The sequence below is a fragment of the Pontiella sulfatireligans genome (genome assembly GCF_900890705.1).
Taxonomy (GTDB): Bacteria; Verrucomicrobiota; Kiritimatiellia; order Kiritimatiellales; family Pontiellaceae; genus Pontiella; species Pontiella sulfatireligans.
On sequence record NZ_CAAHFH010000001.1, the window covers coordinates 459,244 to 471,608 of the forward strand.

The 12,365-nt window shown below is 52.3% G+C and carries 8 protein-coding genes; all 8 read left to right on the top strand.

What is annotated here, in order from left to right; all coding sequences use genetic code 11:
* The first annotated feature begins 39 nt into the window (after positions 1–39).
* Positions 40–1,002, top strand: a complete 963-nt coding sequence (locus SCARR_RS01795; RefSeq protein ID WP_136059817.1) for a PEP-CTERM sorting domain-containing protein — start codon at positions 40–42, stop codon at positions 1,000–1,002.
* Between the two features lie 100 nt (positions 1,003–1,102).
* Complete coding sequence (locus SCARR_RS01800; protein WP_136059818.1) at positions 1,103–3,262, top strand: sulfatase-like hydrolase/transferase; 2,160 nt, start codon at positions 1,103–1,105, stop codon at positions 3,260–3,262.
* 55 nt (positions 3,263–3,317) lie between these two features.
* Entirely contained in the window at positions 3,318–4,775 is a 1,458-nt protein-coding gene (locus SCARR_RS01805) for a sulfatase family protein (RefSeq protein ID WP_222846134.1), read from the top strand.
* A 56-nt stretch (positions 4,776–4,831) separates the two neighbouring features.
* Complete coding sequence (locus tag SCARR_RS01810; protein ID WP_136059819.1) at positions 4,832–6,316, top strand: sulfatase family protein; 1,485 nt, start codon at positions 4,832–4,834, stop codon at positions 6,314–6,316.
* A 5-nt stretch (positions 6,317–6,321) separates the two neighbouring features.
* Positions 6,322–7,905: a sulfatase-like hydrolase/transferase gene (locus SCARR_RS01815; protein ID WP_136059820.1), complete on the top strand. Its 1,584-nt coding sequence runs from the start codon at positions 6,322–6,324 to the stop codon at positions 7,903–7,905.
* 91 nt (positions 7,906–7,996) lie between these two features.
* The gene (locus SCARR_RS01820) at positions 7,997–9,880 is read left to right on the top strand and encodes a sulfatase (RefSeq protein WP_136059821.1); all 1,884 of its coding nucleotides are present in this window, start codon (positions 7,997–7,999) and stop codon (positions 9,878–9,880) included.
* A gap of 12 nt (positions 9,881–9,892) precedes the next feature.
* Entirely contained in the window at positions 9,893–11,446 is a 1,554-nt protein-coding gene (locus tag SCARR_RS01825) for a sulfatase family protein (RefSeq protein WP_136059822.1), read from the top strand.
* Between the two features lie 19 nt (positions 11,447–11,465).
* The gene (locus SCARR_RS01830; protein WP_168432898.1) at positions 11,466–12,200 is read left to right on the top strand and encodes a 3-keto-disaccharide hydrolase; all 735 of its coding nucleotides are present in this window, start codon (positions 11,466–11,468) and stop codon (positions 12,198–12,200) included.
* Positions 12,201–12,365 lie beyond the last annotated feature (165 nt).

Consider the following 12,365-nt stretch of genomic DNA (forward strand, 5'->3'; position numbering starts at 1 on the left):
CTGGCACGGGCATGTCTAACTTAAGAAAAGGAATAGAAAATGAAGAAAATAGTATGGGCAGTAGGAATCGCCGTGCTGATGGCGGGTGTCGCGCAGGCGGGTACTCTCACTTGGGATGGTGAAATTGATGGCAGGTGGGATCGTGGTGAAAATTGGGATCCCAATAATGGCACCGGGCTAGTGAAAATTAACGATACCACGGCGGACATTAAGATAGCTGGCACTACTCAGTTAAATCAGTATCTCCGCTCCGCTGCCACGATTAGATCACTCGAGTTTACGGATACGAATGTCGGGCTCACCCAAATTGGACTCAACTCAGGTGAGCTTGCTCGTAATCTAACCTTTTCTGCTGATTCGGGAAATTCCACGCTGACGGTCGATGCTTTGGCCACTGGAGATAAGGCGATCGGAATATATGGAGAGGTTGTTAGTCTCGGGACCGTCAATCTTGTCAGTGATTTGGACATCACTCACAACGGCACAGGGGAGTTATCCTTTTATTCTGTAATAACGGGTTCCAGGGATATTACTATCTCAGGCGCCGGCGTCACGGCGTTTCGGGGTGACAATACCTATACAGGTAAAACCACGGTAAACGCGGGGAGCACTTTGAATTTAATCAAAGGCGGAGCGATGTCTTTCACTATTGGTACCGATGGGGTTAATAACAGTATATTGGGATCGGGAACTCTATCTCTTAATAATGAGTTCCTTCTTGATCTTGGCGCAGCCGGAACCACGGTGGGCGAGTCATGGCTTCTCGTGGCCGTGGATACTCTCGATGAAGACTACGCGCTGCGTTTTAAACTGACGAGCAGCGCGAACGGCGCGTTCACGGAAGCCTCCTCTGGGGTCTGGAGCATCAATGAGAACGGCGTTGACTACGAGTTTGCGGAGAGCACGGGAACACTCACCGTCATTCCGGAACCGGCGACGCTGGGACTGGTTGTTGCGGCCGGTGCTTCGGTGCTGTTTATTCGTCGCCGTTTCATGCTGTAGCAGAACGCTTCGCGATAGGTATTGCCCCCGGAGTTTTTGCGGGGGCAAATTTATGTGCTCTTCATGTAAACCACTGATGTCAGTGACCGGGAAAAATCAGATGTTAAAAATAAAGTCTCTCCTCCTGTTTGGCCTGATAGCCTCCGCTTGTGCCTATGCCGAACGTCCGGCGAAACCAAATATCCTATTGCTGTTGACCGATGATCTCGGCTGGCAGGATGTGAAATGCTACGACATTGATGAGCCGTCGCCGGTGGAGACGCCGAACATTGATGCACTTTCGAAAAAAGGGGTCCTGTTTTGGCAGGCCTATTCACCGGCCCCGACCTGTGCACCCTCGCGCTGTGCGATTATGAGTGGAAATCATCCGGCCCTGGCACAGAAAACGCATGTGGTCGGCGGTGCGCCGCCCAATTCCGGGGGTGGGCGAATGATTGATCCATGGTATAGTGGCCGGATGCCGGCCGATACCTTTACGCTGGCAAGAGCGATGAAGCAAAATGGCTATGTAACTGGCCATGCAGGCAAGTGGCATATTGCCATTGAACATCATGCCTTCCCGCAGCCGGAAGATGTCGGGTTCGATTATACGCGTTCTGATCGCGGAGCCCATTCAGGCATGAAAGACCGCTTAACCGGCTTTGCGACAACAGATCCCGACGATCCCTATCGGCTGGATGAAAACGGATTCCCATTTCATCAGAACAATGAAGATGCGCTGACGTTTATCCGCGAGAATCAGGATAAACCGTTCTTTCTGTATTACGCCACCTGGCTGGTGCATGCCCCGATCATGACGCGCAATGAAGCGCTGTTGAACAAGTATGTGGAAAAGCTGGGGGTTGATCCGAAGCACACCAATACGAAAGAAGTCCCGGGGCAGCTGAATCCCTACTACTGCGCCATGGTGGAATCGCTCGACTATTATGTGGGGCAGGTTTTTCAGTATTTGGAAACCACCGAAGATCCGCGCTGGCCGGGACATACGCTCAGTGAAAACATCTATATCATCTTTACGTCGGATAATGGCGGCATGGAGGGAAGCGGGAAAGAACGCTATACCGATAATGCGCCGCTGGCTCGCGGTAAGATTTCCGCAATGGAAGGTGGCACGCGCGTGCCGCTGATCATCACCGGCCCCGGAATCCCCCGAGGCGTGCAGTCGGATGTGATGGTGAACGGACTCGACTTTTATCCGACCATTCTGGGGCTGATCGGTTCGGATAATCCCGTCGGAAAGAATCTGGACGGCTTGGATATTTCCGAGCTGCTGCTCAACGATCCGACCAATCCCGCGTTGGTCAAAGAGGCGGATGGCTCGGTGCGTGATACCATGATGTGGCATTTCCCGCATGGAAGCGCCAAGGAAAGCACCATCCGCATCGGCGATTACAAGCTGATCCGGAACTACGACCATGTGAATAATGATGAAACCCCGGAGCTTGAACTCTTTCAGTTGTATAAAACGAAAGGGGGCAAGCAGGAGCGAGTCGATATTGAAGAGGCCAAAAACCTGGCCGCAGCCATGCCGGAAAAAACCCAGGCAATGAACCGGAAGCTGACGGACATGCTGACCGAAATGAAGGCCAGTTATCCTTTTTACAATCCCGATTTTAGGGGGGATCTGCCGAATAAAGAGAAAGCGTGTTCTGTTCTTTCCCATCAGCAGAATAAGGACGAGGTTGAATTCGCCGTTCAAGAAAACGGGGCCAAGGTGGTGCGGGCCGACCTGATCTATACTCTCAACGGCGGCGATCGCTACGAAGAGTGGTTCCGGGCGCCTGCAACGGTCTTGTCCGGTGCAACCGTATCGGCGGAGCTACCCGAGGGCACGACGCATTATTACATCAACGTGATTGATGAAAATAATTTTATGCGCAGTTATCCAGAGGTTGGAAAAAAGCCCTATTCAAAAACCGCGATCCTAGCAGGGGACAGCAAACCCGCCACTCAAAAGCCCAAGAAACCGGCAAAAAATGCGAAATCCTCTGCCGTATTGCTGGAAAAGGACGCCAATAAAGACGGGCAGGTCACTAAAGCGGAGTACGTCGATTTCTTTGCTGCCGGATTCGAGCGGAAGGATAAAAACAAGGATGGGCTTCTTACCCCGGATGAGCATACCCACGCCTCGTTTAAAGGCGCGGACCGGGATGCAAACGGTCAGCTGACTCGCGAAGAGTTTGCGACCATTTATGAGCGGCAGTTCGATAACGCCTTTGACAAAAACGGTGACGGCGTCGTCACTGCCGACGAGATGTAGCATCGGCTCTATGAGCCGGTTTTCCAACCATTGGAAGAGATTAGGAGTGCGTAGTATGAAGAGATGTCCGATGAATTTAATGATCGGCCTGCTGGCCATTTCTAACGTTGGGTTTGCGGCGGGATCAAACCCGAATATTGTTTTCATTCTTTGCGACGATCTGGGCTATGGCGATGTGCAGTGCCTGAACCCGGAGTATGGAAAAATTAAAACCCCGTGTGTCGATCAGCTGGCGAGCGAGGGCATGATCTTTACTGATGCGCATTCCGGTTCATCGGTTTGTACCCCGACGCGATACGGATTGATGACGGGCCGCTATAGCTGGCGCACAAAATTGCAAAGCGGAGTAGTTCAGGGTTTCGCGCCTGACCTGATTGCTGAAGACCGCCCGACGGTGGCAAGCTTCCTGAAGGCGCAAGGCTACCACACTGCGATTATCGGCAAGTGGCACCTCAATTTTGATTATTTGGATCCGACTTCAGGGGTTGCGCTCAAGAAATCAAAAAAAAATGCCCCTATTGGATCCACTATCCCCGATGGTCCGGCTAATCGTGGCTTCGAGTATTATCACGGGTTCCATCATGCTAGAGATATGAAAGGCGTCATTGAGAACAACAAGGTTATCGCTCGCGACGATGAAATCAATATGCTGCCCCGTCTGACTCGCAAAGCGGTTGAATATATTGATGCGCGTGCGGCCGAAAAAGACATCCCATTTTTTCTCTACGTGCCGTTCGGTTCGCCGCACACGCCGATTGTTCCGTCGCTGGAATGGCAGGGTAAAAGCGGGCTCGGTGCCTATGCCGATTTCGTGATGCAGACCGATGCCGGAGTCGGCGCGATTATCGATGCATTGGACCGGAATGGTTTGGCGGATAACACGCTGGTCATCTTCAGCAGCGACAATGGTTGCTCTAAGGCGGCAAACATTCCTCAACTCGCAAAGCAGGGGCACAAAGTGAGCGCGGGCATGCGCGGTTCTAAATCGGATTTGTGGGATGGCGGACATCGCGTTCCTTTCGTGGTGCGCTGGCCTGGAAAGGTGGCAGAGGGGTCGTCGTCGGATCAATTGATTTGCCTGACCGATTTTTTTGCCACGTTTTCTGAGCTGACCGGCAGACCTCTGCCCGCAGGCAGTGCGGAAGACAGCGTCAGTTTTCTGCCGGCCCTGTCAGGAAAGCCGATTGTTTCGACGCGTAATGGCGTGATCCATCATTCGATCAAGGGGCACTTCGCTTACCGCCAAGGCAAATGGAAACTTTTACTTGCCAAAGGTTCCGGCGGCTGGAGTTCTCCCACGGAAAAAGAAGCCCCAAAGAGGGTTCCCGTGGCTCAGCTCTACGACATGGAAAATGACCCCGGCGAAACCACCAATCTGTATGAAAGCCATCCGGAGGTTGTCGAGCGGTTGCTGAAACAGTTGGAAGAAGATGTGATGAGTGGACGCAGTACGGAAGGGTTGCCTTCAAAAAACGATGTAGAGAAAATTAAACTTTGGAAAAGCGGGCAGTAAGTCGATCCGTGCCGAGCGTATTATTGGTTTTTAAGATACTAAGAAAGAGAGTGTAGATGAGTAAAAGGAAGAATTTATTGGTTAGCCTGTTGGCCGTTTCGAGCATCGGGTTTGCGGCGGAAACGAAGCCAAATATTGTTTTCATTTATGCCGATGATATGGGCTATGGCGATGTGCAGTGTTTGAATCCCGAACACGGGAAAATTGCCACGCCAAATATGGATCAACTGGCAGCAGAGGGCATGGTGTTTACGGATGCGCACACCAGTTCCTCGGTCTGCACGCCGTCGCGTTACGGTTTAATGACCGGGCGCTACAATTGGCGCAGTGAACGCCAGTCGGGAGTGCTCAATGGCTTCGGTGCACCGCTTATCCCGACCCATCGCATGACCGTCGCAAGTCTACTCAAGGCACAGGAATATAACACCGCGATGATCGGCAAGTGGCACCTCGGTATGAACTTTACGAAAAACGGCAAAGCCCAGCATCAGGTAGACTGGAAGGGGCCGGTTTCAGGAGGGCCCTATGATCTTGGTTTTGACTACTACTACGGCATTTCCGCCTCACTCGATATGCCTCCCTACATCTACATCGAGAACGACCATTTTGTCGGCGAATGCACGACGATAAAAGCCTTTAAACGCAAGGGACCTGCGCAGGCAGATTTCGAGGCGGTAAATGTGTTGCCTGATTTGGCGGAGAAAGCCGTTGCATACATTCACCAGCAGAAAGATTCACAGCCTTTCTTTACGTATATTGCCTTGCCGTCTCCGCATACGCCGATTGTCCCATCCCCAGAATGGCAGGGCAAAAGTCCGCTCGGCCAGTATGGCGATTACGTGATGCAGACCGATTCGGTGATTGGCGAAATTATAGAGGCCGTCGATGCCGCGGGGCTCGCGGAAAATACGCTCATTATCATCTCAAGCGATAACGGCTGTTCCAAAGCGGCAGGCATTCCGGCGCTGGAAGCAAAAGGACACTATCCCAGTGCACAGTTCCGTGGCTCAAAAGCCGATCTCTGGGACGGCGGTCATCGGGTCCCATTTATCCTGCGCTGGCCGGCGGGTATTAAAGCGGGAACCCAGAGCGATCAAACCATCTGCCTGACCGACTTGATGGCGACTTGCGCCGATCTTGTCGGGGTCAAACTGCCGGATACGGCAGGCGAAGACAGTGTCAGCTTTCTGCCCGCGTTGTCGGGCAAGCCGATTGTTTCGACCCGGTCCGGTATCATTCATCATTCGATAAGTGGGCACTTTGCTTACCGGCTGGGAAAATGGAAGCTGTGCCTGGCTAAAGGTTCCGGCGGCTGGACGGCTCCGAAAGAAGCAGATGCCTCGGCAGATGCCCCCGAAGCGCAGCTCTATGATTTGGAGAATGACCCCGGCGAAACCACCAACCTTTATGCCTCGCACCCTGAAGTCGCAGAGCGTCTTCTGAAACAGTTGGAAGCGGACGTTAAGCGCGGACGCAGTACGCAGGGACCTGTATCAGAAAATGACGTGAAACAAATCAAGCTATGGAAAAGCGGGAAGTAAGAACAATGAAACTACACCCCTATAAAAACATTCTAACACTCGGGGCCGTATCCATATTGGCGGCGGGCCTGTGCGGCGCGGCGCCTGCGACGAAGCGGCCCAATATCCTGTTCATTATGGCCGACGACCAATCGCCGTATGATTTGAAAATGTATAATCCTGATTCCATTTTGGATACGCCGGTGCTGGATCAGTTGGCGGCTGACGGAATGATTATTGACGGCGCGCACGAGATGGGCGCGTGGGTTGGCGCGGTGTGTACGCCGTCGCGCACAATGATCATGACGGGGCGTACCCTTTGGCACGCTCCCGGCAAAAATCCGCTGGCTTCCAATCCGAAGTACGTGCCGGCTCATCTGGAGAAGAGTTCGATGGCGGCGGTTTTCAATGTGGCGGGTTATGACACCATGCGAACCTGTAAGGCTGGGAATAGTTACGCCGAAGCGAATGAAGAATTTACTGTGAGACATGATTCCACCATGCGCGGGGGTACGGACGAGACCGGCAGCGCGTGGCATGCAAAGCAGGTGCTGGAGTATCTCAATCAGCGTGAAGCGGACAAGGACTCGGATCCGTTCCTGATCTATTATGGATTCTCTCATCCGCATGATACGCGCGACGGGAAGCCGGAGTTGCTGGCTAAATATGGTGCGGCAAATCATAGCGACCCAAACGTCCGCCTTCCGCCGGTTAACGAGAAGCAGCCGAGATTGCCGGTTAACTATCTGAGCGTGCATCCGTTTGATAATACAGAAATGACAGTGCGCGATGAAGTCGCCGTTTCCGGGGTTTGGAAAAACCGCGATGAACGGACGATCCGTAACGAGTTGGGGCGTGAATACGCGTGCAGCGAAAACATTGATATTCAAATCGGCGCGGTACTCGAAAAGCTAAAAGCGATGGGCGAGCTGGAAAATACGTACATCGTTTACTCTGCCGATCACGGAATCGCGATTGGGCGTCACGGCTTGCAGGGCAAGCAGAATCTCTATGAGCACACCTACCGCGTTCCGTACATTGTCAAAGGACCGGGCATTCAACCGGGCTCGCGGGTGTTGGGAAATATTTATCACCTCGACGCACTGGCCACCCTCTGCGACCTCGCCGGAATTGAAGCACCCGCAACCAGCGAAGGCATCAGCTTTAAGCCGGTGCTGATGGGCGAAAAAAAGACCGTGCGCGATGTGCTTTACGGGGCCTATTGCCGTCGCGGCAAGCCGGGCATTCGCTGCGTCAAGAAGGGCGATTGGAAATTAATTCGCTATGAGTCCCCGGATGGAGCGAACACAACGCAGCTCTTTAATCTGGCCGAGAACCCGAATGAGCTCGTGGCAGAACATCACGATCCAAAGATCATTGCACTGACGCACTACACGCCGAAGCCGCTTGAAACCAATCTGGCTGACGATCCGGCTTATGCGGACAAGCTTCAGGAAATGAAACAGCTGCTGCTCGAGGAGATGCGGAGTCATGACGACCCGTACCGTTTCTCAGATCAACCGGATGACGGGTTGCCTCCGGTGCCTAAAGCAAAACGGGCTCCTCGCGGGAAGAAAAAGACTCCTAAGAAGAAATCAGGAGCTATTTAAATGAAGCCGAGATTGACCGTTGGAAACTCAATGCGACGAAGCGTTCAAAAGCATCGAAAAAGTAAATTTAGAAGATGGTTGGAGAATTTAAATGAAGTTCAAAATGAAGTTTAACCTGCTTGCTGTCGCACTGATATCGAGCGTGGTCCTCGCTGAAGATGGACGTCCTGAGAAGCCGAATGTTTTGTTGCTGCTCACGGATGATCTCGGCTGGCAGGACGTGAAGTGTTACGACATCGACGAACCGTCGCATATGGAAACGCCGAACATTGATGCGCTGGCGAAGAAGGGCATCAAGTTTTGGCAGGCCTATTCACCGGCTCCGACGTGCGCGCCGAGTCGAACCGCTATCATGAGCGGGAATCATCCGGCCCGTTCACAGCTCACGCATGTGGTCGGCGGTACGCCCCCTGCGCCGTATCATAAAACAGCGCATCGCATGATGCCGCCTTGGTATAGCGGGCGCTTTCCGGCTGGAGTTATTGCGCTCCCTGAGACGCTTAGAAACAACGGCTATACGACGGGGCATAGCGGAAAGTGGCACTTGGCCATGAAGCACAATTCCTTTCCTCAACCGGAGGATATTGGTTTCGATTGGTCGCGTAGTGTCCATGGAACAACGGCCAGAATGAAGCCCCATCGTTTGACCGGTTTCGCAACGGACGACCCGAACGATCCGTATCGTCTCGATGAAAACGGGTTCGCCACCCATCAGCTCAGTATCGATGCGCTCACGTTTGTGGAAGAAAACAAAGACAAGCCATTTTTTCTCTTCTATGCCACGAAGCTCGTGCACGCCCCGATTCATACGCGCAGCGAGCGATTGCTGAAAAAATACTGCGAAAAACTTGGTGTGGAACTGCCGGAGAATCCGCAGGAGTGGAAGGGCGAGGGCCAGACCAATCCCTTCTACTGCGCCATGGTGGAAGAGCTCGACTACTATGTCGGTCAGATGTTTGATTATCTGGAAACGACAGAGGATCCGCGCTGGCCGGGCCATAGGCTCATCGAAAACACGTATATCATTTTCACCTCCGACAATGGCGGCATGGAATCGATGCCCGGCGAAATTATCACGGATAACTACCCGCTGGATCGCGGCAAAATTTCTGCCATGGAGGGCGGCGTTCGTGTGCCGCTTATCATCACCGGTCCCGGGATTGATGCCGGTGTGGAGTCGGATGTGATGATCAACGGTCTCGACTTCTATCCCACTATTCTTTCGTGGACGGGAACTCCGGTTCCCGAAGGGAAAAAGTTCGACGGGTGCGATATTTCCGAGCTCCTGAAAAAAGACCCCACCGATCCCGAGCTGGTGAAAGGGGATGATGGATCTGTGCGCGACACCATGATGTGGCATTTTCCGAATTCCTTGGCGTTGGAGAGCACCATTCGAATCGGCGACTACAAGCTGGTGCGTAACTACGATCACGTTGGCGATGCACGTGAGCCCGAGTTAGAGCTCTATCGACTGTATGAAACCAAAAATAGAAAACAAATACGCGGCGACATTGAAGAGTCTAAAAACCTCGCCGCCTCCATGCCGGAAAAGGCGCAGGCCATGAACGCCGAGCTGAGCGAACGACTGACCGAAATGAAGGCCAGCTATCCGTACTACAACCCGCATTTCAAATCATCGCTTCCGAATAAGGAAAAGGTGCCAACGGTTCTTTCTTCCTCGAAAAATGGCCACGTAGTTGAGTTCTGCTATCAGGAGAATGGAGCCAAAGTGGTTCGGGCTCAGTTGATCTATACCTTGAACGGTGGAGAAAACGTATTCGCCGAGGAGTGGTTCCGTACGCCGGCAACCCTGTTGCCCGGCAACAAAATTTCGGCCGTGCTTCCCGAAGGCACCACCCATTATGTGATCAACCTGATCGATGAGAACAATTTCCTGGTGAGCTATCCCGATGTGGACAAAGCGACTCGTACGAAGAATGCGTCGCCGACGGCGCAGGCCGTTTCAGAATTATAGAAAGGGTTGAATATGAAAAAGAGATTAGTATTTGCGGCCTTAATGGCTATTACAGGTGTTGCTGGTGCAGCACCTGCGGCGAAGCGTCCTAATATCTTATTCATCATTGCGGATGATGCTTCGTTCGATCATTTCGGAGTAAATGGCTGCACGTGGGTGAATACTCCAAACATTGACCGAGTTGCTGAACAGGGGATCAACTTCACTTCAGCCTACACGCCGAACCCGAAATGCGGTCCATCGCGATCCGTTCTCATTACGGGTCGTAATCCTTGGCAACTCGGAGGGGCGATAAACCACGATGCGGTTTTCGACAAAAAGTTCAAAACGTACGCAGAAGCCTTGGAGGAGAATGGATATAGCATCGGCTTCACGGGAAAGGGCTGGCGCCCGGGCGATTCGCAGGGCCGTGACTTGTTGGGAAAAGAGTTTACTCAACACCGTGCAAAAAAAACGCCGTCTAAAAAGATTTCCAAAAAGGATTACACCAAAAATTTCGAACAGTTTTTAAGCGATAGTGACTCCATGAAGCCCTTTGCATTTTGGCTGGGCTGCCATGAACCCCACCGGGCGTATGAATTTAAATCGGGTGCAAAAAATGGCAAAAAAGTAGATTCTATTCCGGAAGTCCCCACGTATTGGCCGGATACAGAAGCGGTGCGCCACGATATGCTCGATTATGCCTTGGAGGTCGAACATTTTGACAAACATGTTGGAGGGTGCATCGATGTGCTCAAGCGGCAGGGCAACCTTGAAAACACGCTGGTGATTGTGACGTCGGATAACGGAATGCCGTTCCCTCGCGTAAAAGGGCATCCTTATCATGATGCGGCGCACATGCCTTTTATGGCGATGTGGAAAAATGGGATCAAGGAGCCGGGACGAAACTTCGATCAGTTCATTAGTTTCATCGATCTGGCACCGACGTTTATGGAAATGGCTGGAATCAGCCAGGAGCAAAGCGGTATGCAGCCGTGGGCAGGGCGCAGTCTAATAGAGATCTTCAAGGGCGGTAGCGACATGGCGCGCATTCCACAGCGTGATACCATCCTGATGGGACGTGAGCGCAATGATCCGGGGCGCCCGAATGACTGGGGGTATCCGGTGCGCGTCATCCGCAAGGGGAATTTATTTTATATTCACAATTTTGAGCCAACCCGTTGGCCTTGCGCGAATCCATCCACCGGATTTAAAGATACGGATCCAAGCCCGACGCTGGGTGCCGTCGTAGAGGCTGGCGAGCACGCTGAGGTTTGGAAGCTGTCACTCGCAAAACGAGGAGCCGAAGAGCTCTATGATGTTGCAAAGGATCCACGCTGCCTGAAGGATCTCGCAGGAAATCCTGAATATGCCCAGCAGATGGCCGAGCTGAAGAAGGAGCTATTTGAGCAATTGACGCAGCAAGGCGATCTGCGCATGACGGGTAATGGAGATTGGTATGATGGCTCTGAAAATCCCTATGGCAAAGAAGACGAGAGAAACTTTTATGAAAGAGTGAACAACGGCGAAAAGGTTAAAAATCGATCTGCCGCCTATGTTCGACCAGACCTTGAAGATGGCATGTAGCGATTTGGGAGAGACAACGATGAATAAAAAAATGTTTATGCAGCGTACAGGTGCCGCCGTGGCGGCAATAACAATGTCATGCACCCCGTTTGCACTCGCGGAAGGTGAATGGGTCGACCTCCTTGAGGATGGACTCAGTGCCTGGCAGGATTCCAGCGGATGGACGATGGGCGACGAGGTCATCTTAAACCCAGCAAACGAGAAGGAACTCACCGTTTCGAAGCCGGGCAAGACGATTGCCGTAGTGGAAACAAAATCCAGGGCTGCATATCTGCTCACCAAACAAAGGCACGGAGATATCGAAGCGACCATTGAATTCATGGTCTCAAAGGGTTCCAATTCAGGAATATACTTCATGGGCCGTTATGAAATACAGGTTTTCGATAGTTTCGGAAAGACGGAGGTTACGCACAGTGATTGTGGCGGAATTTACCAGCGCTGGGGAAAGAATAAAGACAATGGACAGCCACCCAGGGTCAATGCTTCAACGGCACCGGGCACATGGCAGAAGTTAGAAGTCACCTTTCGCGCTCCGCGTTTCGATGAGAACGGAAAAAAGACAGAGAACGCGAAATTCATAAAGGTCGTGCATAACGGACAGCTCATCCACGAGAACGCCGAGGTAACAGGCCCCACACGCGCAGCGATGAAAGGGAGTGAGCCCGAAGAGGCCATGGGTCCGATCCGTATCCAGGGCGACCACGGTCCCGTCGCCTATCGCATAATCAAGATCAAACATGTAGAACTGAACTAGAATCAGAGAATGGTCTAACTATTGATCCGGCGCTAAAATGTTGAAAATTCAGCGAAAAAAATGGCCACAAAAAACACAAGAAAACACACAAAAACGGAGCATCTGCACGGTTCGCTCTTTGTGGTTTCTTGTGTTTTTTGTGGCTATAAAATTCCAGGTATTTTA